Below are 24,201 nucleotides of genomic sequence, written 5' to 3' on the forward strand. Positions count from 1 at the left end.
CCGGAGTGTGCCCATGCTCATCGTCGGCGAGATCCACACCGCGCTGCTGCCGCATTCGCGGCCGCTGACGCCCGAGGAGGCCCGCGCGGCCCTGTCGCTCGCCGTCGGCGAGACCGTCGTCCAGTGGGCGCGGCCCGTCCCGCACACCGCGTCGCCGGTGCTCCTGCACGGCGTGGACTGCAAGCTGCCGCTCGCGCCGAAGCAGGACAACCAGCACGCCGACGACAAGTCCGCGAACGGCACCACGGTCCGCGCGGTCGGCACGGTCTGCTCCCGGGCGGTCCTCACCGGCGGGCACCTGCTCCAGGGCTCGGCGTGGACCGCCGTGGCGCCGCCACAGCAGCCGCGGCGGATGCCCTGGTCGTACTACCTGGCGCGGCCCGGCACGCTGGAGACGATCGGGAACTTCGAGGCCGAGCGGCTCGCGCGGGCGTTCCTCGTGGCCGAGAACCGGCGCGACCGCTCCGAACTGCTCGACACCGCCGCCATCGCCCGCCACTCGATCCACGACGTGCTCTCGCGCCCCGTGCTCGACCAGCGCCCGCCCGTCAAGACCGGGTCGACCCGGCTGCGGTGGGCGGCCATCGCCGACCCCGGCACCCGCAAGGCCGTGGCGTTCCGCCTCGTCGGGAACGACCGGCGGCGCATGAGCATGGTCACCGGCCTGGTCGACCCCGAGCACATCGCCGCCGCCGCAGAGGATCTCGCGATCCACGACTGGCTCCTGACGGCCGTCGCGGCGCGGATCGCGCTCGCGAAGATCGGCGAGGACCCGCGGCACACGCTGCGCACGCTCCGCCCGGTCGTGGATCACCTGCTGCACCTGTGGTCGGCGGGCGCGCGGACCTCCCGGGACCTGGAGTTCATGTGGGACTCCCTGGAGCGGCGCCCGGGTCTGTCGCGGCAGTGGGCCACGATGACCGAGCGCGTGCGCTCCCAGATCGACTACGGCGCAGCGGATCTGGCCGCGAAGATGCTCGACATGATGGAGCAGAACCAGCGCCAGGGCGGATCGGCCGATCGGTTCCCGCGCTAGAGCGGTCCCTGGAAGACGTACGAGAGGCGGTCCACGAGCTCCTCGGGCAGCGACATGCCCTCGCGCTCGGCGGATTTGCGGATCTGGTCGAGCGCGCCCGCGTCGGGCCGGACGCTGCCGCAGATGACGCGCACGGCGTGCTCGACCTCCAGGAAGTCCGTCGACAGGACCGACACGGTCCGGTACGCGGGAAACGGGAACGCCTTCTTGTTGAGCTGCAGGATCGGCGGCATCTCCGACCACCGGTCGGGGAAGCGGTTCCCGAGGCGCTGCCCGGGGACGTGCCCGTGCTCGGCGGGCACGAGCGACTCGACCGGTTCGGGCACGCCGATGCGCTTGCCCTGGTCGCGCAGCACGCCCAGGCGGATCAGCTGCCACACCGCGGCGAGCATCGGGCACGACCAGCGGCGGCCCTTCGGGGTGTCGTTCCACAGCTCCACGTCGAGGAACACCGAGTGCTCGCGGCGCGAGTTCTGGCTCGGCGGGATCCACCGCAGCGGCGCGCCCATTGCGATGCCGCGCGGCTTCGGCGTGGGCACGCCGTTGGGGAGCCAGCCGAGGTCGGAGACGGGCGGGCGCGAGCCGTTCGTGCCCGGCGGCGGCTCGAACACGATCCGGTCGGCCACGAGCGCCGCGAGCTGCAAGGGCCCCATGCGGTCGCACGCGGACTCGCGCGCCAGGTAGTCGATGCGCAGGCCCGCGGCCGCGGCGGCCTCCGAGACCTGCGCGATGAGGTGCTCGGGGTCGGGCAGGTCCTGGTGGAAGTAGTCGTCCACGAGGTAGCAGGTGCTCACGCGCGGCGTGCGGCCGCCGAGGCGCTTCGAGAGCGCCTCGGTGGTGCCGTGGACCCACGCGGCCGCCGACGCCATCTGCTCCTTGAGCGCGTCGGTCCGGGCGAGGTCGTCGGCGTACAGGTGCCCGACCTCGATCGACAGGTGGGACATGCCGAACCGCTCGGTGCGCTGCTTGGCGCTGGTCTCCTCGTACGTCACTCGATCCCCCGCACGCTCGCTTCGAGTCCGGCCGCGAACTGCTCCTCCGTGGAGCGGGACGCCAGGTCGGAGAAGGCCCGGACGGTCGCCTGGTTGGCGATCCGCAGCGTCACCGCGTCGGCGTCGGTGATGATCTGCTCGCGCCACTGGAGGACCGGGTCGAGCGGCACCGAGCCGAGGAGGTTCATGCGGCCCAGCTTCAGGCGCACGGCCATCTGGTGCAGGTCGGCGTCGATCCTGCGCAGCCACCGGATCTGCGTGGCCTCCAGGCCCTTCAGGTCGGCCCCGTCGGGGTCGACGACCGCGGTGCGCACGTAGCGGATCGAGTCGAGCAGCTTGCGCTGGTACTCCTCGCCGTAGGAGCGCGCGGTCTCCACGAGGCCGCGCTCGCCGTAGACGAGGGAGTGCGCGGCGATGACGTGCTGCTTCGTCCAGCGGTGGTAGACGATCCACCGCCACGGGAGGTTCGCGAGCTCGGGGCGGGCGGTCGCGGCCATGACCATCTCGGTGGCGTGCGAGCGGCCCGCGGACAGGTCGACGATGACGAGGTCGAACTCCCTTGAGAGTTCCTGCAGGAGCTTGACGCAGCGGTCGACGGTGTTCTCGTCGCCGGGGAACTCCGAGCCGTCGGCGTCGCCGGGGCACAGGACGAGCTCCCCGGCGCCGTCGGGGCGGGCCTGGAGCTCGGCGCGGTCGCTGGCCTCCCACACCGAGTACCGCTCGGATTCGGAGGCGTGGTCCTGGAGGTACTCGTGGATGCCGCTGCCGTACGTGCCGTGCTCCAGGTCGTCGATCCCGAAGACCGCACCGGCCGTGGGCGAGCCGAAGTCGAAGTCCACATAGCACACGTTCATGCCCTGGACGGCGCGCCGGTACGCGAGGTTGCACGAGGAGACCGACCGGCCCGTGCCGCCCTTGTCCGAGGTCGCGAACAGCAGCATCGTCACACTCCGGTCTCGGCGTCGCGGCCGGCCGAGATGAGCCGGTCGAGGTCGATGAGGGCCTGGACGCCCAGGGCGAACGCGGTGCCGGGGCGCTCGTCCACGACTTCCTTCGCGTGGCGGATCGTCAGCCCCACCGACCGGATCTCCTGCGCCAGCGCGGGCCCGGCGTTCCCGGACCCGCGCAGCAGCTCCTGGTCGTAGATGTGCTCGGCCTCCACGAGGAGTTCGTGGGCGAGGCTCTCCAGGTCGCGGGAGCGGGCCGGCTCGGAGCCCGCGAACTGGGCGGCGACGACCATGGCCTCGACGACGCGGATCGTGAAGTGCCACGATGGGTCCTCGAACCAGTTCGGCAGCTCGTTGTAGACCTGCTGGGGCTGGTCCCACAGGCGGGCGGCGCGGCCCTCGCGGATGCGCCTGCGCGCCAGGTGCTCCCATATGAGGTCGGCGACTTCGAGGAGTTCGGCGCGGTTGGCGATGGTGACCAGGAGCCCGGCGGCGTCGTAGATGCGCTTGAGGAGCAGGGGCGCGAAGTCGACCATGTTCCAGATCATGGCCGGGCCGTCGAGCTTCTCGATGCCGAGGAGTTCGGCCTTCACACCGGGGAAGTGCATCTCGATGGCGCGGTCGCCGACGAGGGGGCGGCGGGTGATGCGGCCGCGGTTGGCGAGCTCGACGAGGACGTCGGCGAGGCGGATGAGGTCGTCGTCGCCGCCGCGGCTGGAGCCGAAGGTCTCGGTGGCGACGGCGCAGACCAGGAGCGTGTAGTAGTCGTACTCCAGGCCGTCGGTGGTGCGCCAGGGGACGTCCTCCAGGGGCCATTTGGAGCCGCCGCCGAAGGACGCGACCATGGCCCAGTAGCGGCGGGTGACGTCGAGGCGGATCTGGAGCGACTGGGCGAGGCGGCGCTCCTCCTCGGTGAGGAGGTTGCGCCGCATGACGCGGTCGGAGAAGAGGGTCGCGATCGCTTCGAGGGCGACCACGGTGAAGTACAGGTAGGGGGCGTCCTCGGCGCGGCCGACGCGCTGGGTGGAGGTGTCGGAGACGTCGGGGATGTCGGGGGCCTTCTCGACGACGGACCAGGACCAGCCGATCTCGAAGAGCTTGGTGGGGGCCTCGACGCCCGCGGTGCCGCCGGAGCCGACGGTGATGGTGCGGAGGGTCGCGATGATCTCCTCGGCCTCTTCCCTGAAGCGGCGCACGATCTTCCGGTCGGGCTGGCCGTCGACGTTGATGAGGGCGATGAGCTGGCGGCCGAAGTCGTCGTCGGCGTCGAAGGTGGAGACGGCGAAGGAGCGCAGGAGGCCGGTGATGGCGCCGAGGAGGCGCCGGTGGACGGTCTCCTCGACCGTTCGGAGCTCTTGGACGAGGTCGCCGCGGCCCATGCGGTCGACGGTGGGCGCGAAGTCGGCGAGGAAGGAGAGGGCGGTGAGGCTCAGCGGAATCGCGAGCGCGAAGCCCTCGGTGACGTCGATGGCGCGCTGCTCGGCGGTGGCCTTCTGGGTGCGGTCGACGCGGTGCATGTTGGAGCCGCCGGAGTAGACGGGGACGCCCTCCTCGTCGACGTGCTTCTCCATGTAGTCCTTGATGAGCCGCATGACGCGGATGGGGATCTCCACGGCGTCGCCGAGGCCCGAGAGCGCTTCGAGGACGGCGTCGCTGGTGGCGTCGGGGTCGGCATAGCGCAGGTCGACGAGTTCCTGGGCGGGGTAGAGCAGGCACAGGAGCTGCTGGGCGTCGCCGACGGCGTCGGAGTCGTTGCGCCCGCCCCAGTGCCACTCCTTGCGCCGGGAGCCGTCGTCGGCGGGCCGCCAGCTGTAGGCCACCTGGGCCTTCCAGATGTCGAGGAGCTGTTGCCGAGGCTGCATCTTCACAGGGGACCACCGCCGTGCGCTCTGGGCCGAAACGGACAGCTTCACTATTGCATGCCCATGCGACCCAAACAGACTCGCAGAACGCGTGTTGTCGGCTACCCGACAGTTCGCAATTCGTAGACGCTGCACGGCACGTCGTAGACGGGGACGGTGGTCTCGCGTTCGAGGGCCATGCCGAGCTTCTCTGCGACGCGGATCGAGGCGGTGTTCTCGGAGTGGATGCAGGAGACGACCCGTTCGAGGCCGAGTTCGGCGAACGCGAAGCCGATGACGGCGCGGGCGGCCTCGGGGGCGTAGCCGCGGCCCCAGCGGTCGCGGGCGATGCGCCAGCCGACCTCGGTGGCGGGGAGGATCTCCGGCAGGAACGACGGGGTCGCGAGGATGGCGAGGCCGACGAAGGCCCCACTGTCGTTCCCAGAGGCACTGTCCTGTTCGGTCACCGCGAAGGCGCCCCAGCCGTGGTCGTCCCAGTGGGCGGCGACCTTCGCGCACAGCGCCTCGGTCTGCTCCAGGGTGCGCGGCGCGCCTTCCCCGATGTAGCGCATGACCTCCGGGTCGGCGTTGATCGGGGCGAGGGCGGGCGCGTCGGCGGCGGTGAGGGGCCGCAGGAGGAGTCGCCCGGTCTTCAGTTCCACGTCGGCGCCTTCGTCATCGCTTGGGGGGCAGGGCCAGTTGGCGCTTGACGTGCCAGCAGTAGAGCCACACGCAGGCGAAGATGAGGCCCGCGACGCCGAGGGACCAGTGGATCGGCCAGCAGGCGATCACCGCGAGCTGGAGGACGGCCCCGGCGGGCCACACCCAGGGGCGCTTCGCCATGCCCGCCAAGGCGACCGCGGCGACGACGAGGACGATGACCGCGACGGTCGCGGGCGTCGGCTCGTCGAGGATCATGCGCATCGGGACGATCGCCATGAGCAGCGCCAGCGCCTCGAACACGAGCGCGACGGCCGCGAGGCTGCGGGCCGCGCGGGCGGGGTCGCGCAGGCCCGAGCGGTTCGGGTCGGGCTCCGCTTCCCAAGGGGCCTCGGCCTCCTCGGGGGTCTCGGGGTGCTCGTCGCGCTCAGCCACGGCGGCCCACCAGGATGCGGCGGGCGTCGGCGACGGTGAAGACCGAGCCGGTGACGAGGACGCCGCCGCCGGACTCGTACAGGTCGTCGGCCTCTTCGGCGAGCTCGATGCCGCGGGCGAGGGCGTCGCGCAGGTGCGGGTGGACGTGGACGCGCTCCTCGCCGAAGACCTCGACGGCGAGCTTCGCGAGGGACGCGGCGGGCATCGCCCGGTCCGACGTGGACTTGGTGATGACGATCTCGTCGAGGACCGGCTCCAGGAGTTCGAGCATGTGGTCGACCTCCTTGTCGGCGAGCATGCCGACGACGCCGACGAGCTTGCGGAAGTTGAACTCCTCCGCGACGGCCTTCGTCATGGCCTCCATGCCCGCCGGGTTGTGCGCGGCGTCGAGGATGACCGCGGGCTCGGACCGCACGACCTCCAGGCGGCCCGGGGACGTGAACTCCGCGAACGCCTGGCCGACCACTTCTGCGTCGAGGGCCTTCGGCTCGCCGGCGCCGAGGAGGACCTCGACGGCCGCGAGCGCGAGGGCCGCGTTGTGCGCCTGGTACTCGCCGTGGAGCGGCAGGAACAGGTCCTGGTAGCGGGCGGCCCGGGTCTCGATGGTGACGAGCTGGCCGCCGACGGCGACCTCGCGCGCGGTGACCTCGAAGCCGCGGCCCTCGGGGACGAGCTTCGCGCCGACCGCGGCGGCGCGGCGCAGCAGCGGCTCCATCGCCGACCGCTCCTGCGAGGAGGTGACGAGCGTCGATCCCTCGTGGACGATCCCGGCCTTCATGGTCGCGATCTCCGCGAGGGTCTCGCCGAGCCACTTGGTGTGGTCGATGCCGATCGGGGTGATGACGGCGACCTCGGCGTTGAGGATGTTCGTCGAGTCGGTCTCGCCGCCGAGGCCCACTTCGATGACGCCGACGTCGATCGGCGTGTCGGCGAACGCGCCCATGGCGAGCGCCACGGTCATCTCGAAGTAGGTGAGCGGCTCGGACGCCTCGCGGTCGACGAGCTCGGCGAGCGGCGCGATCTCGTAGTACTGCTGGGCGAGGCGCTCGGCGCTGATGGGCTCGCCGTCGACGTTGATGCGCTCGGTGACGTCGTTGAGGTGCGGCGAGGTGAACATGCCGGTGCGCAGGCCGTGCCCGCGCAGGAGCCGCTCGATCATGCGGGTGGTCGAGGTCTTGCCGTTCGTGCCGGTGACGTGGACCGAGCGGAACGACCGCTGCGGGTCGCCCATGAGGTCGAGCAGCTGCTTGATGCGGTCGAGCGTGAAGTCCCAGCGGGAGAACCCGCGGGACTCCAGTGCCGCTTCGACCTGCGCCAGTTCGGCGTTCAAAGTATCGGTCCCCCAGTGAGAAAGCCCAGTGAGAAAGGGGAGGCCGGGGCGCGGGGCCCCGGCCTCCGCCTAGGCGAGTCGTGCGAGCTGCGCGGTCGCGCGGGCGATGTCGGCCTCGGCGGTCGCCTTGCGCGCCTTGATCTTGTCGACCACGGCGTCAGGGGCCTTCGCGAGGAACGCCTCGTTGCCGAGCTTCGCGGTCGTCCCGGCGAGCTCCTTCTCCGCGGCCTTCAGGGCCTTCTCCAGGCGGGCACGCTCGGCGGCGACGTCGATCGTCCCCGACGTGTCGAGCCCGACCGTGACCTGGTCGGAGACGGCGAGCTCGGCGGTGGGCGCGAAGCCCTCGGCCTCGGCCTCCAGCCGCACGAGCGCGCGGATGAGCGGCTCCTGGTCGGCCAGGCCGGCCGCGTCCAGGCCCGTCAGGCGCGCGGGCACCGGCTGGCTGGGCTTGACGCCCTGGTCCGAGCGGAAGCGCCGCACCTCGGTCACGAGGTGCTGGAGGGCCCCCACGAGGCGCTCGGCCTCGTCGTCGGACCCGGCCGCCGTCGGCCACGCGGCCACGGTGAGCGAGTCCCCCTGCTCCTCGGTGCCGGTGAGGGTGAGCCACAGCTCCTCGGTGACGAACGGGATCACCGGGTGCAGCAGCCGCAGCAGCTGGTCGAAGACGTGGCCGATGACGCGGCGGGTCTCCTCGGCGCGGGGCCCGCCCTCGGCGAGCACCGGCTTCGTCAGCTCCAGGTACCAGTCGAACACGTCGTCCCACGCGAAGTGGTACAGCGCGTCCATGGCCTTCGCGAACTCGTACTGCTCCAGGAAGCCGTCGACGGCCTCCACGGTGTGCGAGAGCCGCGAGAGGATCCACCGGTCGATCAGCGACGGCTCGGACGGCAGGTCGCCGTCCACCGTCGCGCCCGACATGAGCGCGAACCGCGTCCCGTTCCACAGCTTGTTGCAGAAGTTCCGGGAGATCTCGGCCAGCTCGATCGAGGCGATCGCGTCGGCGCCGGGGTTCGCGTCGCGCGCGAGCATGAACCGCAGCGCGTCCGCGCCGTACTGGTCCACCACGTCGAGCGGGTCGATGCCGTTCCCGGAGGACTTCGACATCTTCTTGCCGTTCGCGTCGCGCAGCAGCCCGTGCAGGAACACCTCCCCGAACGGGGCCCTCCCCATCGCGTAGGTCCCGAACATCATCATCCGGACCACCCAGAAGAAGATGATGTCCCAGCCGGTCACCAGCACCGCGGTCGGATAGAACTTCTCCAGCGCCGCGGTCTCCTCGGGCCAGCCGAACGTCGAGAACGGCCACAGCCCGGAGGAGAACCACGTGTCGAGCACGTCGGAGTCCTGCACGTAGCCCTCGGGCGCGGTCTCGCCCGGGCCCACGCACACCTCTTCACCGCCCGGGCCGTACCAGATCGGGATCCGGTGGCCCCACCACAGCTGGCGCGAGATGCACCAGTCGAGGAGGTTGTCGACCCACGCGAAGTAGCGCTTCTCCATCTCCGGCGGGTGGATCTTCGTCTCGCCCGACCGCACGGCGTCGCCGGCCATCTTCGCGAGCCGCTCCACCTTCACGAACCACTGGAGCGACAGCCGCGGCTCCACCGTGGTGTCGCACCGCTCGCAGTGCCCGACGGCGTGCATGTACGGGCGCTTCTCGGCCGTGATGCGGCCCTCGGCCCTCAAGGCGGCGGCGATCGCCGAGCGCGCCTCGAACCGGTCGAGCCCCTGGAACGGGCCGTGCGCGGTGATCACGCCGCGCTCGTCCATGATGAGGATCGACTCCAGGTCGTGGCGCTGGCCGATCGCGAAGTCGTTCGGGTCGTGCGCGGGCGTCACCTTCACGGCGCCCGTGCCGAACTCGGGGTCGACGTGCGAGTCGGCCACGATCGGGATGCGGCGGCCCGTGAACGGCACCTCCACCGTGGTGCCGATCATGTGCCGGTAGCGCTCGTCGTCGGGGTGGACGGCCACGGCGGTGTCGCCGAGCATCGTCTCCAGCCGGGTCGTGGCGACCACGATCGACTCGTCCCCGTCGCCGTAGCGCATCGACACGAGCTCGCCCGCGTCCTCCTGGTGCTCCACCTCGGCGTCCGAGAGCGCGGTCATGCACCGCGGGCACCAGTTGATGATGCGCTCGGCGCGGTAGATCATGCCGTCGTCGTACATGCGCTTGAACATGGTCTGGACGGCGGCCGAGAGGCCCTCGTCCAGGGTGAACCGCTCGCGGTCCCAGTCGACGCCGTCGCCGATCTTCTTCATCTGCGAGGTGATGCGCTCGTGGTAGACGTCCTTCCACTCCCACACCTTGTCCACGAACGCCTCGCGCCCGAGGTCGTGGCGGGACAGGCCCTCCTTGTCGGCGAGCTGGCGCTCCACCACGTTCTGCGTGGAGATGCCGGCGTGGTCGGTGCCGGGGAGGAACAGGGCCTCCTTGCCGCGCATGCGCTCGCGCCGCACCAGCGTGTCGATGAGGGTGTGGTCGAGCGCGTGCCCCAGGTGGAGCTGCCCCGTCACGTTCGGCGGGGGGATCACGATCGCGTAGGGCTCGCGGTCGGAGTCGTCGGCAGCCTTGAACCGGCCGTCGGCTACCCACTTCGCGTAGCGTCGCGCCTCTACCTCTACGGGCGCGTACGTCTTCGGCAGGTGGGTTTCCGGGGCCGGTGTCTGCTCAGCTGCGTCTGTCACCGTTCCAGTCTACGAAGCCGCATGGTGAGAAGGCGAAGAGGTTTAGCCGGTGTCGCCGAGAACGCTCCGCGCGGCCGAGGCGACGTCGGTCTCCCCGTCCGCGACGGCCGCCGCCAGCGCGTCCGGCACCCGGTAGCGCCGCTTCAGTTCGGCGTCGACGCGGGCGCGGATCTCGGCGGCGGCCCGCTGGCGGCGCTTGGCGGCGAGCCGGTCCCCTTCTGCGAGCCAGTCGCGGTGCTTGCCGATCGCGGCGACGAGGTCGTCGATGCCCTTCGCTTCGGAGGCGACGGTGGTGCAGACGGGCTGGCGCCACTCCCCCGGTTCGCGGCGCACCAGGCTCATCATGGCCTTGAGGTCGCGGACGGTGCCGTCGGCGCCGGGCCGGTCGGCCTTGTTGACGACGTAGACGTCGGCGATCTCCACGACCCCGGCCTTGACGGCCTGGATGCCGTCGCCCATGCCGGGGGCGAGCAGCAGGAGCGTGGTGTCGGCGAGGGAGGCGATCTCGACTTCGGCCTGGCCGACGCCGACGGTCTCGACGACGACCGCGTCGAAGCCGAGCCCTTCGAGGAGGCGCACGCCCGCGGTGGTGGTGGCGGCGAGGCCGCCGAGGTGGCCGCGGGTGGCGACCGAGCGGATGTAGACGCCGGGGTCGAGGGCGTGGTCGGCCATGCGGACGCGGTCGCCGAGGATCGCGCCGCCGGTGAACGGGCTGGACGGGTCGACGGCGAGGACGCCGACGCGCAGGCCCTGGGCGCGCCAGGCGGTGATGAGCGCGGAGACGAGCGTGGACTTGCCGACGCCGGGCGAGCCGGTGATGCCGACGATCTGCGCGTCGCCGCCCTTGACGAGGCCCGCGAGGGCGGGGGCATCGGCGGTGTCGTTCTCGACGATGGTGAGCAGGCGGGCGGTGGCGCGGCGGTCGCCGGTGCGGGCCGCGGCGACGAGGTCCGGGAGCGCCGTGTCGGTGCGGGCCATCAGGCTCCCTTGAGGACGATGGCGTCGCCCTGCCCGCCGCCGCCGCACAGTCCGGCGGCGCCGAGCGCGCCCGGGGCGAGCTGGCGGGCGAGGGTCTGGGCGAGGCGGGCGCCGGAGGCGCCGATGGGGTGGCCGAGGGCGATGGCGCCGCCGTCGGGGTTGACGCGGTCGAGGCCCGCGCCGAGGGTCTCGGCGGAGGCGAGGACGACGGCGGCGAACGCCTCGTTCATCTCGATCACGTCGAGGTCGGCGGCCTGCTTGCCCGCGAGGCCCAGGGCCTTGCCGATCGCGTTGGCGGGCTGGTCGAGCAGGGAGTTGTCGGGCCCGGCGACGGCGGCGTAGGCGAGGATCTCGGCGGTCCAGGCCCAGCCGTTGGCCTCGGCGGTGGACTTGCGGGCGAGGACGAGCGCGGAGGCGCCGTCGGAGATCTGGGACGCGGAGGCGGCGGTGATGGTGCCGTTCTCGGTGAACGCGGGGCGCAGCTGCGCGAGGCCCTCGGGGGTGGACTCGGGGCGCACCCCCTCGTCGGCGTCGACGTAGCCGCGGCGGGTCTCGACGGGCGTGATCTCCTCGGCGAGGCGCTCGGCGGCCTTGGCGGCGCGCTGGTGGGACTCGGCGGCGAACGCGTCCTGGGCTTCGCGGGTGATGCTGCGGCCCTTGAGGTGGCGTTCGGTGGACTCGCCCATGGAGATGCCGTCGTAGGCGTCGGTGAGGCCGTCGTGGGCGAGGTGGTCGAGGAGGACGGCGTCGCCGTACTTGAAGCCGCGGCGCGAGCCGGGCAGCAGGTGCGGGGCGCGGCTCATCGACTCCATGCCCCCGGCGACGACCACGTCGGCGGCGCCGCCGCGCAGGATCTGGTCGGCGAGGCCGACGGCGGCGAGCCCCGAGAGGCACACCTTGTTGATCGCCAGCGCGGGCACGCGCATGGGGAGCCCGGCGGCGACGGCGGCCTGGCGGGCGGGGTTCTGGCCGCAGCCCGCGGACAGGACCTGTCCGAGGAGGACCTGGTCGACCAGGTCGGGGCCGATGCCGGCGCGTTCGATGGCGGCTCTGATCGCGGTCCCGGCCAGGTCGGTGGCGGGGATGTCGGCGAGCGCCCCGTTGAAGCGCCCGATGGGTGTCCGGGCGGCTGCGAGGATGACGGTCGTGTCGTTCATGGCGGACCTCCGTTGGTCGATTCGCTCGATACGCTCGATCGTATGACTTACACGGACGGAATCGGATTGCGGCGCATCGATCACGTGGGCATCGCGGTCCCCGACCTGGACGCGGCCCTGGAATGGTACGAGGGGGCGCTGGGGGGCCGGGCGGTGCACCGCGAGGTCAACGAGGCGCAGGGCGTCGTCGAGGTGATGGTGGCGTGGCCCGAGGGCGGGGCGCAGGTGCAGCTGCTCGCGCCGCTCACGCCGGAGTCGACGATCGCGAAGTTCATCGGGACGAAGGGCCCGGGGCTCCAGCAGCTGGCGTTCACGGTGGAGGACGTGGAGGCGGCCGCCGACGCGCTGCGCGCGAAGGGCGCGCGGCTGCTGTACGACGGGGCCCGCGAGGGCACCGCGGGGTCGCGGATCAACTTCGTCCACCCGAAGGACGCGGGCGGCGTCCTCATCGAACTGGTCGAACCCGCTTAGGGCCCTTGCAGGTCAGGGCCGCGGGTCACCGATAGTGTCGGATAGATGACGCCATTCGGGTGATACCTGGAGGACACCGAAACTTCACCGCGTTCGACATCCGTGTCGTTCCAAGGGATTCGCCCGATTTGCGGCTAGTGTTGCGGGTGGTTCGAGCCCCACAAACCCCTGACCTTGCTGTCGACATTCCCAGTCGCGTCTGCAAGTATTGGTCCATGTCGCAGCAGCCCTCCAGCAGTACCTTTTTCGACAACGACCAATCGGTGCCGGAATTCCCCGTGCAGTTGCGGGGTTACGACCGTCACCAAGTGGATGACTTCATCCAGAAGAACATCGCCAAGCTGACGCAGACCGAGCAGCAGCGGACCGAGGCCGAGCAGCGGATGACCGACGCCCAGCGTCGCCTGCGCCAGGCCGAGCAGCGCATCCAGGGTCTTGAGCAGCGCCTCGCCGAGCAGCAGAAGCAGCTTGAGGAGAACACGCGCCCGACCCTGTCCGGTCTGGGCACGCGCGTCGAGCAGATCCTGCGCCTCGCCGAGGAGCAGGCGAACGAGCACCGCGCCGAGGCGAAGCGCGAGACCGAGGGCATCCTCTCGGCCGCCCGCCTGGAGTCCCGCGAGATCACCGACGCCGCCCGCGGCGAGGCCGGCTCCCTGAAGCAGAACGCCGAGCGCGAGGCCAACGCCCTGCGCACCCAGGTGGAGCGCGAGGTCGCGGAGCTGCGGACCAACGCCCGCCGCGAATGCGAGACCCTCCGCGCCGACGCCGAGCGCGAGACCAAGCAGCTGCGCACCGCGACCGGCCACGAGGTCGCCGAGCTCAAGGCCTCCGTCGAGCGCGAGGTCGCGACCCTCCGCGCCACGGCGGACCGCGAGATCACCCAGCTGCGCGCCAAGGCCGCCCGCGAGGCGGAGGAGAAGCGCGCCGAGGCCGCGAAGCTCTTCGCCGAGGCGAAGGAGAAGCGCGACAAGGACCTCCAGGCCCTCGACCTCGAACTGGCCGAGCGCAAGGAGAAGGCCGAGCGCGAGGAGTCGGAGCGCCACACCCGCGCCGTCGCCGAGACGCAGAAGCTCGTGTCCGACGCCGAGAACCGCGCCCGCGACGCCGAGGAGCGCGCGAAGGCCGCGGAGACCCGCGGCGAGGAGAAGCGCACCGAGGCCGACAAGTACGCCGAGGACACCACGACCAAGGCCAAGAAGGACGCGAACAAGCTCGTCACGGACGCCAAGTCCGAGGCCGAGCGCCTGCTCGCCGACGCCAAGTCCGACGCGGAGCGGGTCACCAAGGAGGCCGAGACCAAGGTGTCCGAGCTCACCGCGAAGCGCGACCAGGTGCAGGAGACCCTGCGCAACCTCAGCGGTCTGGTCAGCGGCGCCCTCGGCGGGGCGCTCGGGCAGCAGGACGGCGACAAGTAGAAAAACCCGACGAACAAGTAAACCTGGCGAATCCGCGTTACCGTCGAGACCTACGACAGTGAAGAATGATCGTAGGCGTAGGTCGACGGTGGAGGAACCACAGCTCGGCCGCGTCCCGTCACATCCGGTCCCTATCCGGAGGTGGCGGGACGCGGCTTACGTGAGGATGAGGGCATGGCGCGTGAAGACAGACTCGACGATTCCGAACTCCTGACCGGCTTCGATGAGGGCGGACCCATCGACCGGGGGTTCGAGACGGCCCTGCGCGGCTACGACAAGCGGCAGGTGGACCGGTACCTCCAGCAGATGCAGCTCCAGATGGACACACTGGCGGGGGAACGCGCCGAGGCGCTCGCGCAGATCGACCGGCTCGTCGTCCAGATCCAGCAGCTGCAGGCGCAGATCCAGGAGCTGCGGCGCCGCAGCGCCGCGGGCGACAACGCCTCCTACCGGCACCTGGGCGTGCGCATCGAGCACATGCTCACCCTCGCCGAGGAGCAGGCCGAGGAGATCAAGGCCAACGCGCACGCGCAGACCCAGCACCTGCACCAGCGCGCCGACCAGCGCCTGCGCGAGGCCGAGGCGCAGATCGAGCAGGCCCGCAAGGACTTCGAGACCACGCTGAAGGCCCGCCGCGCCGCCGCCGAGAAGGCCGAGGCCGACCGGCGCGCGATCATCGACGCGGAGATCAACAAGCGGGCCCGCGAGGCCCAGGCCATGCTCGACCAGGCCAAGGAGCGCGCCGCGGCCCTCGTCGCCGAGGCCGAGCAGGACGCCGAGAACAAGCGGGCCGCCGCTGACGAGCAGACCCGGCAGCTGGTCGCTCACGTCGAGCGCCTCCGCGCCGAGGCCCAGCAGCTCAAGGACGACGCCGCGCTCGCCTCCGAGCAGGCCGTGGCCGAGGCCCGCGAGAAGGCCGACCGGATCGCCGCCGAAGCCGAGGCCGAAGCCGAGCGCAAGCGCGCCGAGCACGAGGCGGAGCTGCGGGACCTGCGCACCGAGGCCGTCGAGAACCTGGAGCGGTTCAAGCAGGAGACCGAGACGTTCGCGCAGACCGTGCGCACCGAGGCCGAGAACGAGGCCACGCGCCTGCGCGCCGAGGCCGCCGACAACGCGACCCTCACCCGCACCGAGGCCGCCGACGAGGCCAAGCGGCTCCGCCAGGAGGCCCAGCGCCGCCTGGAGGAAGCCGAGGCCGAGGCGCAGCGCGTCACCGCCGAGACCGAGGAGAAGGTCGCGAAGCTGGCCGCCGAGGCCGAGGAGGCCGCCCGCGCCCAGCGCGAGGCCGCCGAGGCCGAGGCCCTGCGGCTCACCGAGGAGACCGAGCGCGAGACCCAGCGCCTGCGCGACGAGACGGCCGACGCGAGCCGCCAGGAGCGCGAGGCCGCCGAGACCGCCGCCCGCCGCCTCACCGAGGAGACCGCCGCCGAGGCCGAGCGCCTCCGCGGTCAGGCCGCCGCCGAAGCCGACAAGATCACCGCCGAGGCCGCCGCGGAGGCGTCCCGCATCCGCGAGCACGCCGACGCCGCGAAGGTCGAGGCCGAAGCCGACGTCGAGCGCGCCCGCGCCGAGCTCGCCGAGATCGAGGCCGAGCGCGAGCGGCTCGTCGCCGACGCCAAGGCCGAGGCGCAGAAGATCCTCGAACAGGCCAACCTGGAGGCCGAGCAGGTCCGCAGCGAGCGCGACCAGTACGTCTCCGAGGCCGAGAAGAAGGCCGAGACCGCCAAGCGCCGCGCCGAGGAGCTCTCCAAGTCCGCCAAGCAGACCGCGCGGCGCGACTCCGAGGCGATCCTCTCCACCGCCCGCGCCCAGGCCAAGAAGCTCATCGAGGAGGCCCGCGCGGGCCGCGGCGAGGAGCCCGCCCAGGACGCGCCGGTGAACAAGCCCGCCGCGAACGGCAACGGCCGCAAGCGCCCGCAGAACGGCGGCAAGCAGGCCAGCAGCAGCGAGGCCGCCGAGAAGGTCTCGTCCTCGTAAGCGACGCAAGTGGAAGGGCCCCGCACCGGATCGGTGCGGGGCCCTTCTGCTACCGAGGGGAGCCTCGGTCCCTAACTGGTGGAGGCCTTCTCGGGCTCCTTCGCGTCGGGCTTCGCCGCGCGTTTGGCCTCGCCCGAGCCGCCCGGGGTGACCCCCACGAGCGGGACGTTGCCGCCGCCGGTGGCGCGCTTCTTGTTCCACACGTCGAACAGGACCGCGGCGAGGACGACCAGGCCCAGGATGACCTGGACGGTGTCGGTCGCGATGCCGAGCACGGTCATGCCCTGGTTCATGATGCCCATGACCAGACCGCCGATGACGGCGCCGATGATGGTGCCCACGCCGCCGGTGACGGACGCGCCGCCGATGAACGACGAGGCGATGGCGCTCAGCTCCAGCGTGTTGCCCGCGCCCGGCGTCGCCGAGTGCAGGCGGGCGGTCACGATGACGCCGGCGAGGCCGGCCATCGCGCCCATGATGACGAACACCCAGAACGTGGTCTGCTTGGTCTTCACACCGGAGAGCAGCGCGGCCTTCTCGTTGCCGCCGCCCGCGTAGATGTGGCGGCCGAACACGGTGCGGTTCGCGATGAACGTGAACAGCAGCACCAGCGCCAGCAGGATCCAGCCGATGATCGGCAGGCCCTTGTACGAGTAGAACGTGTACGCCGCGACGAGGATGACCGCCGCGACCACGATCGTCTTGATGGCCCAGCCGACCGGCGAGGTGCCGACGATCCCGGCCTTCGCCTGGCGGGAGCGTCCGCGGACCTGGAAGAACACCCACAGGACCGCGCCCAGGACGCCGAGCACCAGGGTCGGGACGCGCAGCTCCACGCCGCCGACGTCGTAGCCCGAGGCGAGCGTGTTGAAGGTGCCGGTGGTGCCGATGGTCTCGGCGTCGAGGACCTTCAGGGTCAGGCCGCGGAAGATGAGCATGCCCGCGAGCGTCACGATGAACGCCGGGATGCGCACGTACGCGATCCAGAACGCCTGCCACACGCCGATGAGGGCGCCGATGCCGATGGCGAACAGGACCGCCGCCCACCACGGCCAGTCCCAGCGCGACAGCGCGATCGCCGACATGGCGCCGCTGAACGCGAGGACCGAGCCCACCGACAGGTCGATGTGGCCGTTGACGATCACCAGCATCATGCCGATCGCGAGGATCAGGATGTACGAGTTCTGGAGGATCGCGTTGGTGAGGTTCTGCGCGGTGATGAAGTTCTGGTTCTGGAGCGCCACGTCGAGCACCTGGAACAGGATCATGATCAGCACGAGCGCGATGATCATGCCGTAGGCGCGCAGGTTGATGTTGCGCAGCGCGCCGAGCAGGCTCGGACGCGGCTTGGTCTGGACGGTGGTCATTGGCGTTGCTCTTCTCCCCCGCTGGCGGTCTCAAGGGTCATGAGGCGCATCAGCTCTTCCTGTGTGGCATGTTCCCGGTCGACCTGACCGGTGATGTGCCCGGCGCTCATCGCGTAGATGCGGTCGCACATGCCGAGCAGCTCGGGCAGTTCGGAGGAGATCATGAGGACCCCCTTGCCCTGGTCGACCAGCTGGTGGATCAGCTCGTAGATCTCGTACTTCGCGCCGACGTCGATGCCTCGGGTCGGCTCGTCGAGGATGAGCAGCTCGGGTTCGGTGAACACCCACTTGCCGAGCACGATCTTCTGCTGGTTGCCGCCGGAGAGGTTCCCGGCGAGCGAGTGGACCGACGGCGCCTTGACCCCGAACTCCTTGCGGAGGCGCTCGGAGACCGAGTCGACGCGGTCCTGGTCGACGACCCCGCGCTTCGAGAGCTTGTGGAGGCCGGGGAGGGTGAAGTTCTCGCGCAGGTCGTAGTCGAGGTGCAGGCCGTAGTGCTTGCGGTCCTCGGTGGCGTAGGCCAGGCCGGCGTCGATCGCCTCGGGGACGTTCCGCAGCTGGAGCGCCTTCCCGTCCATGGTCGCGGTGCCGGAGATGTTCGACCCCCAGCTGCGGCCGAACAGGCTCATGGCGAACTCGGTGCGGCCCGCGCCCATGATCCCGGCCAGGCCGACGATCTCGCCGCGGGCGACGTTCAGGGTCGCCCCGTTGACGATGACGCGGTGGCGCTGGTCGGGGTGGTGGACCGTCCAGTCCTCCACCTCGAAGAAGACCTTGCCGATCTTCGGCTCGTGCGGCGGGAACAGGTGCTCCAGGTCGCGGCCGACCATGGCCTTGATGAGGCGGTCCTGCGTGACCGCGTCGGCCTCGGTGTCGAGCGTCTCGATCGACTTGCCGTCGCGCAGCACGGTGATCCGGTCGGCGACGGCCAGCACCTCGCCCAGCTTGTGGGAGATGATGATGCTGGTGACGCCCTCCTCGCGGAGCTGCCGGAGCAGGTCGAGGAGGTTCTCGGAGTCGGTGTCGTTCAGGGCCGCGGTGGGCTCGTCGAGGATCAGCAGCTTGACGTCCTTGGAGAGCGCCTTCGCGATCTCGACGAGCTGCTGCTTGCCGACGCCGATCTTCTCGACCAGCGTGGCCGGGCTGTCCTGGAGGCCGACCTGCGCCATGAGGCGGGCGGCCTCGGCGTTGGTGCGGTCCCAGGAGATGACGCCGCGCTTCTTCTGCTCGTTGCCGAGGAAGATGTTCTCGGCGATGGACAGCTCGCCGACCAGGGCGAGCTCCTGGTGGATGATCACCACGCCGGAGGCCTCGGAGTCGCGGATGCTGCGGAACTCGGCGGGCTTGCCGTCGAACTCGATCTCGCCCTCGAAGTCCCCGTGCGGGTACACGCCCGACAGGACCTTCATCAGGGTCGACTTGCCGGCGCCGTTCTCGCCGACGAGTGCGTGGATCGTGCCCCGCTTGACCCCCAACTCGACCCCGGACAGTGCGAGCACGCCCGGGAACCGCTTGGTGATCCCCCGCATTCGGAGGATGTCTTCAGACATTGATTCGTCCTATTTGGAGAATTGGACTGCTCTGGGGAGAGGTTCGGGGGCGCCCAGGCGGGCGGGCGCCCCCGAGAGGAAGGGTCTGCGGGTCGACTAGCCGAGGTCGGCTTCGTCGATGTAGCCCGAGTCGATCAGCTCGGCCTGGTAGTTCGTCGCGTCGACGCTCACCGGCTCCAGCAGGAACGCCGGGACGACGTGGTCGCCGTTGTCGTAGGTCTCGGTGTCGTTGACCTCGGGGTCCTTGCCGTCGAGGACGGCCACGACCATGTCGACGGTGACGTCGGCGAGCTCGCGGGTGTCCTTGTAGACGGTCATGGCCTGGGTGCCCGCGATGATGTACTTCACGGAGTCGACCTCGGCGTCCTGGCCGGTCACGATCGGCATCGTGGTGTAGCCGGCGCCGTCGAGGGCGGCGATGATGCCGCGGCTGATGCCGTCGTAGGGCGCCAGCACGGCGTCGACCTTCGTGTCGCCGGTGTAGAAGGAGGTGAGGATGGTCTCCATGCGGTCCTGGGCGACGGCGCCGTCCCAGTTCTCGGTCGCCACCTGCTCCAGGTCGGTCTGGCCCGACAGCACGACGAGCTGGCCGCCGTCGATGTAGGGCTGGAGGACCTCCATGGCCCCGCCGAAGAAGTACTTGGTGTTGTTATCGGTCAACGCGCCCGCGAAGAGCTCGATGTTGAACGGACCGGCCTCGCCCGCGGTCAGGCCCAGCTTCTCGGCGATGTAGGTGCCCTGGAGCGTCCCGACCTTGGTGTTGTCGAAGCTGGTGTAGTAGTCGACGTCCGGGGTGTCCAGGATGAGGCGGTCGTAGGCGATGACGGTGACGTCCGCCTCCTTCGCCTGGGCCAGGACGCCGTTCAGGGACTTGTTGTCGATCGCGGCGATGACCAGCACGTTGACGCCCTGGCCCACCATGGTCTCGATCTGGGAGACCTGGTCGGCGGCCACGTCGTTCGCGTACTGGAGGCTCACCTCGTAGCCCTGGTCCTCGAACGAGGCCTTCAGGTTGTCGCCGTCGAGGATCCAGCGCTCGGAGGTCTTCGTGGGCATCGCGATGCCGACCTTCTTGCCAGCGCCCGAGCCCGAGTCGCCGTCCTCGGAAGCGCAAGCGGAGGCGACGAGGGCGACCGCCGCCGCGCCGACGGTTCCGGTAAGCAGGTGGCGTCGGTTGACGTTCATCTGTTAGTACTCCTTCGTACCGGGCGTGCCGGGGCATGACCGACGTCGCCCTGGGGTCAAGACGGATTCGATAGTTCAACGTTTTTCCACAACCGTCAACAGCGGATGCGTCTCGTGTCCGAATCGTTGCTTTTCCAGTTCACCGAATTCCGACACACCCTCATCACAGGGCACATCGGACTCCGGCAGGGCTCCAGAATATGACCGAGAGTGCCGGTTCGGTCACCCTTTCGTGCCACATCCCTACGGCCGACTACCGCTCGACCGATCGGATGGGATAGCCTCACATTTAGTGCCAAATCACGACACCGATCAGCGGACCCCCTGAGGAGGTGAGGATGTCGAGCACCCAGACCGTCGGACCCGCAGCCGTCCACCGTTTACTGCACCGGGACGCGGTGTGCAGCGTCTTCGGCGGCACCGTCGCGGCCGACCCCGCCGAGCTGCTGTGCGTGACCGTCGCGCATGAGCGCGTCGACGGCTCCCGGCGCGAAGTCTTCCTCGAATGGGCCGCGAAGCTCACCGGCCTCCCCGCCCACCCCCATCTGTCCCCCTGCGCGGCCGTGGGCCTGACCGAGAACGGCCGCCCGTACCTCGCGGTGGGCACGGCGCGCCGCACCCTCGCCGACCTCCTCGCCGAGCAGGGGCCCATGCCCCCCGGGCAGGTGCGCGCCCTCGGCGTGGCCTTGAGCGACGCCGTCGCAGTGTACCACCGCGCGGGCCTCATCCACGGCGCGATCCAGCCCTCGCACATCCTTGTCGGCTCCGGGCACCACCTCCAGCTCACCGCCTACGACGTCACCGCCCCCGTCCTGGCGGCCCCCCTCCCCCCCACCCCCTACACCGCCCCCGAGCACCTCGACGCCGCCGTCGCGGGCGAGGTCGCCGCCAGCCCCGCGGGCGACGTGTACGCCCTCGCGACCGTGCTCTACGCCGCCCTCGGCGGGCGGCTGCCGTGGGTGCGCCACGCCCGCGAGGACGCCGCCGACCCGCTGCTGCGCGCCGCCCCGGTGCCGCACGTCCCCGGCGTGGACTCGGACCTCACCGACCTCATCGGGGCCGCCCTCAGCCCCGACCCCCGGCGGCGCCCCACCGTCGACGTCTTCCGCGAGCACCTCACCCGCATCGCCCTCGGCGGGCCGGTCGCCTCCGGCCTGCGCCCCGACTCAGTGGCCGCGGGCCTCCTCCCCCGCCGCGGGCTGCGCCCCGTCACCGTGGCGTCCTCGACCGAGCTGGCGCCCTACCGGCCCGGCCGCGAGCGGGTGGGCCTGCGCCCGCGACTGCGGTCCATCGCCACCGCGACCGCGGGGATCGCCCTGACGGGAGCGCTCCTGGGCGGCGCCGCCCTCGCGACCTACGCGGCCACCAATCCCGAGAGCACCGGGACCGTCTGCACCGACCCGGCCGTGCTCGGCATGCGGATCAGCGAGCAGCTCGACGACGGCGAGGTCGTGGAGAGCTGGTGCGCCGACGGCGGCGGCTATGTCGCGGCCACAGTGGATTACCCGGGCGGGTCGGGCGGCGACGGCGAGGGCTCGACCGAGCGCCGCGTCTGGCGCATCGAGGGCGAGGACCTCGTGGCCGTCACCGGCTGCACCGACACCGCGATGCCGCCCAGCATCGTCGAATTCCTCGAATGCGTCTGAGCCCGGCGGCGGGCCCGGGCCCCCGTCGCTTGGGGCCGGCGCGCTGCACCTCGGCTCGGTCGTCCGCCCCGGAGCGGGACCGGACCTGAAGTCCCGCAACCCGATCGATGCCGACCGGGGCCCGTCCGGCCGTCCGGCGCCGGGGCTGATTCGGGGTTCGTCATCGTGTGCCTCCTTCGCTCCGTCCGGCGGTCCGCCGGGCGTGGAGGCAATAGTGCAGGGGTGAACCTGAAGGGGACCTGAAGCCGCCTGAAGACCGCTTCAGGTCCCGTGTGGAGCGCCGGAGTCAGTCCCGTTCGGGTTTGGGAAGAAAGCCGCCGAATGCCGCCACGGACTTGTCCGCGTAGGCGGAGGTGTCGCCGCGCTCCATCGGTCCGTCCCAAGTGGTCGGCAGCGGGGCGCGGCCGGGGAGGATGCGGTTCACGATGCGGTCCAAGGCCTCCTCGGCCTTGCCGACCCACAGGTGGCCGCCGCCGGCGATCTCCACGACCTCGGCCTGCGGGACTGCGGCGAAGCGCTGCTTGGCCTCCGGGTACTGGAGGTAGTCGTCCTGCTCGGGGATGAGGGCGAGGAGCGGGCGGCCGTCGTCGGCCCAGCGCTCCAGGTCGTCCTCTTTGGAGTAGCGCAGGGGCGGGGAGAGGAGCACCGCGCCCTCGACGCCGGGCTCCAGGCCGTACTTGAGGGTCAGGTCGGTGCCGAAGGACCACCCCACCAGCCACAGCCGCGGCAGCTCCGCGAACTCGGCGTACTCGACCGCGGCGGCGAGGTCGAAGCGCTCGCCCACGCCGTTGTCGAAGGCGCCCTGGCTCTTCCCCTGCTGCGACTCGGTGCCGCGCGTGTTGAAGCGCAGCACCGCCATGTCGGCCAGTGCGGGGAGCCGCCAGGCGGCCTTGCGGAAGACGTGCGAGTCCATCATGCCGCCGTGGGTGGGCAGCGGGTGGACGCACACGATGGTCGCCTCGGGCTCGCGGTCGGCGGGCAGGGCGAGTTCGCCGACGAGTTCGAGCCCGTCGGCGGTGTGGAGCGTGAGCGCCTCGCGTCTGGCGGGGAGCATGCTCGCGGATCTGATGACAGCCACGCCGGAATTATCCCCGGCAGCGCGGGTGCGGGGCCACCCGCTGTGTCGCACCCCTCGCTACGTTGGTTCCCGCCGTCCCTACCCCCCACCCACCCGGGGAACGGTCGGTCCCAGATTCACGCCGGGGTCCGACAGGAACCGGCCCCCGCGGCCGCGGTGTCACCCGATCGGGGCCGCCCGCCGCGTCGGAGGGCTCAGCGCCGGCGGCTCAGTGCTGGCCGCTCAGCGCCAGCGGCCGGGCCTGCGGCGGTCGCGGGCGTTCCAGCAGCCGGTGTGCCAGTGGCGGCGGTCGTCGCCGTCGCCGTCGTCGGCCCACGCGACGACATGCGGTGTGCCCGGCTGGATCTCAAGGTCGCAGCCGGGGCACCGGTAGACCTTCTCGGCGCCCGCGCCGGGGATGCGGCGCACGCGGACGGGCCCGCCGGGACCGTCGACGAGGCTCGGGTCCTGGGCGCCGGAGGTCGGCCGCCGGGGTTCGTCCCGGCGGCGGTTCTTTCGGGGCACGGCAGGGCCTAGGCGGGTTTGGCGTCGTCTTCGGTCGCCGTCGCCGTCGCGGCCTCAGCGGCGGCGGCCTCGCGCTCGAAGCGCGCGTTCGAGCGCCGCACGTGCTTGTTCATCCCCCTGATCAGGAAGATGATCGTCACGAGGAGGAAGACCGTCACGAACGCCCCGAGCGGACCGGCCATCGCCTGGTCGCGCTCCGGGCCGAACTCTTGCGCCAGGATCTCGATCACCCTGCAACCGTATCCCGGCCGCTCAGGCCTCGTTCAGCGCCGGGAGGCGCCAGTCGACCGGCTCACCGCCCTGCTCGGCGAGGAGCGCGTTGACGCGGCTGAAGGGCTTGGAGCCGAAGAAGCCGCGGCGGGCGCTCAGCGGCGACGGGTGCGCGGACTCGATCGAGGGGATCGGGCCGAGGAGGTCCTTGAGCTTGCGGGCGTCGGCGCCCCAGAGGACGGCCACGGCGGGGCCGCCGCGCTCGGCGAGGGCGCGGATCGCCTGCTCGGTGACGGCCTCCCAGCCCTTGCCGCGGTGCGAGGCGGGCGTGCCGGGCGCGACGGACAGGGACCGGTTGAGCAGCAGCACGCCCTGGTCGGCCCAGGGAGTGAGGTCGCCGTTGGCGGGGAGCGGGTGGCCCAGGTCGTCGCGGTACTCGTTGAAGATGTTGACGAGGCTCTTGGGCAGGGGGCGCACGTCGGGGGCGACGGCGAAGGACAGGCCGATGGCGTGCCCGGGGGTCGGGTAGGGGTCCTGGCCGACGATGATGACCTTGACGTCGTCGAAGGGCTGCTGGAACGCCCGGAGGATGTGCTCGGAGGCCGGCAGGTACTTGCGGCCTTCGGCGACTTCGTTGCGCAGGAACTCGCCCATTTTGGCGACGTCGTCGGCGACGGGGGCGAGGGCCTTGGCCCAGCCCGGTTCCATGAGTTCGTCCAGAGTTTTCGTCATGC

Annotated in this window: 21 protein-coding genes; 5 read left to right on the plus strand and 16 right to left on the minus strand. The window is 71.4% G+C overall.

Annotated elements, in window-relative coordinates; translation table 11 throughout:
* Positions 1 to 13 precede the first annotated feature (13 nt).
* Positions 14 to 1,036: an SCO2521 family protein gene (locus tag WA640_RS03485; protein ID WP_106361836.1), complete on the plus strand. Its 1,023-nt coding sequence runs from the start codon at positions 14 to 16 to the stop codon at positions 1,034 to 1,036.
* Here the strand turns inward: WA640_RS03485 and WA640_RS03490 are convergent.
* From WA640_RS03490 to WA640_RS03530, 9 genes are all read right to left on the minus strand, one after another.
* Entirely contained in the window at positions 1,033 to 2,028 is a 996-nt protein-coding gene (locus tag WA640_RS03490; protein WP_335986073.1) for an SCO2522 family protein, read from the minus strand. The genes WA640_RS03485 and WA640_RS03490 overlap by 4 nt on opposite strands.
* Positions 2,025 to 2,969 (minus strand): SCO2523 family variant P-loop protein, encoded by a 945-nt coding sequence (locus WA640_RS03495; RefSeq protein WP_106361834.1) that lies wholly within the window; start codon positions 2,967 to 2,969, stop codon positions 2,025 to 2,027. Before WA640_RS03495 ends, WA640_RS03490 begins: the two co-directional genes overlap by 4 nt.
* A gap of 2 nt (positions 2,970 to 2,971) precedes the next feature.
* A complete protein-coding gene (locus tag WA640_RS03500) occupies positions 2,972 to 4,837 on the minus strand; it encodes an SCO2524 family protein (protein ID WP_335986075.1) in 1,866 nt (621 codons plus the stop codon).
* 101 nt (positions 4,838 to 4,938) lie between these two features.
* Positions 4,939 to 5,478, minus strand: coding sequence for a GNAT family N-acetyltransferase (locus WA640_RS03505; RefSeq protein ID WP_335986078.1), 540 nt, complete (start codon positions 5,476 to 5,478; stop codon positions 4,939 to 4,941).
* Positions 5,479 to 5,491: 13 nt separating this feature from the next.
* Positions 5,492 to 5,911: a DUF4233 domain-containing protein gene (locus tag WA640_RS03510; RefSeq protein WP_335986080.1), complete on the minus strand. Its 420-nt coding sequence runs from the start codon at positions 5,909 to 5,911 to the stop codon at positions 5,492 to 5,494.
* Positions 5,904 to 7,241 (minus strand): bifunctional folylpolyglutamate synthase/dihydrofolate synthase, encoded by a 1,338-nt coding sequence (locus WA640_RS03515; protein WP_335986082.1) that lies wholly within the window; start codon positions 7,239 to 7,241, stop codon positions 5,904 to 5,906. The genes WA640_RS03510 and WA640_RS03515 overlap by 8 nt, the downstream gene beginning before the upstream one ends.
* A 69-nt stretch (positions 7,242 to 7,310) precedes the next feature.
* Positions 7,311 to 9,929, minus strand: a complete 2,619-nt coding sequence (locus tag WA640_RS03520) for a valine--tRNA ligase (protein ID WP_335986085.1) — start codon at positions 9,927 to 9,929, stop codon at positions 7,311 to 7,313.
* A gap of 42 nt (positions 9,930 to 9,971) precedes the next feature.
* Entirely contained in the window at positions 9,972 to 10,907 is a 936-nt protein-coding gene (meaB, locus tag WA640_RS03525) for a methylmalonyl Co-A mutase-associated GTPase MeaB (RefSeq protein ID WP_335986087.1), read from the minus strand.
* A complete protein-coding gene (locus WA640_RS03530) occupies positions 10,907 to 12,064 on the minus strand; it encodes an acetyl-CoA C-acyltransferase (protein WP_335986089.1) in 1,158 nt (385 codons plus the stop codon). Before WA640_RS03530 ends, meaB begins: the two co-directional genes overlap by 1 nt.
* A 42-nt stretch (positions 12,065 to 12,106) precedes the next feature.
* Between WA640_RS03530 and mce the strand changes: the two genes are divergently transcribed.
* From mce to WA640_RS03545, 3 genes are all read left to right on the plus strand, one after another.
* On the plus strand, positions 12,107 to 12,535 hold the full coding sequence (gene mce / locus WA640_RS03535; protein WP_335986091.1) for a methylmalonyl-CoA epimerase: 429 nt from the start codon (positions 12,107 to 12,109) through the stop codon (positions 12,533 to 12,535).
* Between the two features lie 215 nt (positions 12,536 to 12,750).
* Entirely contained in the window at positions 12,751 to 13,950 is a 1,200-nt protein-coding gene (locus WA640_RS03540) for a cell division protein DivIVA (protein ID WP_442904658.1), read from the plus strand.
* Positions 13,951 to 14,124: 174 nt separating this feature from the next.
* Entirely contained in the window at positions 14,125 to 15,927 is a 1,803-nt protein-coding gene (locus WA640_RS03545) for a DivIVA domain-containing protein (RefSeq protein ID WP_335986094.1), read from the plus strand.
* 71 nt (positions 15,928 to 15,998) lie between these two features.
* Here the strand turns inward: WA640_RS03545 and mmsB are convergent, their stop codons facing one another.
* The 3 genes from mmsB to chvE form a co-directional block, all read right to left on the minus strand.
* Positions 15,999 to 17,294, minus strand: a complete 1,296-nt coding sequence (mmsB, locus tag WA640_RS03550) for a multiple monosaccharide ABC transporter permease (protein WP_106361824.1) — start codon at positions 17,292 to 17,294, stop codon at positions 15,999 to 16,001.
* Complete coding sequence (gene mmsA / locus WA640_RS03555) at positions 17,291 to 18,844, minus strand: multiple monosaccharide ABC transporter ATP-binding protein (protein ID WP_335986097.1); 1,554 nt, start codon at positions 18,842 to 18,844, stop codon at positions 17,291 to 17,293. Before mmsA ends, mmsB begins: the two co-directional genes overlap by 4 nt.
* A gap of 96 nt (positions 18,845 to 18,940) precedes the next feature.
* Entirely contained in the window at positions 18,941 to 20,029 is a 1,089-nt protein-coding gene (gene chvE / locus WA640_RS03560; protein WP_335986100.1) for a multiple monosaccharide ABC transporter substrate-binding protein, read from the minus strand.
* Between the two features lie 338 nt (positions 20,030 to 20,367).
* On the opposite strand from chvE, the gene WA640_RS03565 reads away from it, so the two are divergent.
* Positions 20,368 to 21,675: a protein kinase domain-containing protein gene (locus WA640_RS03565; protein ID WP_106361821.1), complete on the plus strand. Its 1,308-nt coding sequence runs from the start codon at positions 20,368 to 20,370 to the stop codon at positions 21,673 to 21,675.
* Between the two features lie 286 nt (positions 21,676 to 21,961).
* Here WA640_RS03565 and WA640_RS03570 read toward each other — a convergent pair whose 3' ends face one another.
* The 4 genes from WA640_RS03570 to WA640_RS03585 form a co-directional block, all read right to left on the minus strand.
* Positions 21,962 to 22,729 (minus strand): alpha/beta hydrolase, encoded by a 768-nt coding sequence (locus tag WA640_RS03570; protein WP_442904680.1) that lies wholly within the window; start codon positions 22,727 to 22,729, stop codon positions 21,962 to 21,964.
* Positions 22,730 to 22,975: 246 nt separating this feature from the next.
* Positions 22,976 to 23,257: a hypothetical protein gene (locus WA640_RS03575; RefSeq protein WP_106361819.1), complete on the minus strand. Its 282-nt coding sequence runs from the start codon at positions 23,255 to 23,257 to the stop codon at positions 22,976 to 22,978.
* Positions 23,258 to 23,265: 8 nt separating this feature from the next.
* Complete coding sequence (locus WA640_RS03580; RefSeq protein ID WP_106361818.1) at positions 23,266 to 23,487, minus strand: hypothetical protein; 222 nt, start codon at positions 23,485 to 23,487, stop codon at positions 23,266 to 23,268.
* Between the two features lie 22 nt (positions 23,488 to 23,509).
* Entirely contained in the window at positions 23,510 to 24,199 is a 690-nt protein-coding gene (locus WA640_RS03585) for a uracil-DNA glycosylase (protein WP_335986106.1), read from the minus strand.
* Between the last annotated feature and the right edge of the window lie 2 nt (positions 24,200 to 24,201).

The organism is Glycomyces sp. MUSA5-2 (genome assembly GCF_037034145.1).
Classification (GTDB): domain Bacteria; phylum Actinomycetota; class Actinomycetes; order Mycobacteriales; family Micromonosporaceae; genus Glycomyces; species Glycomyces artemisiae.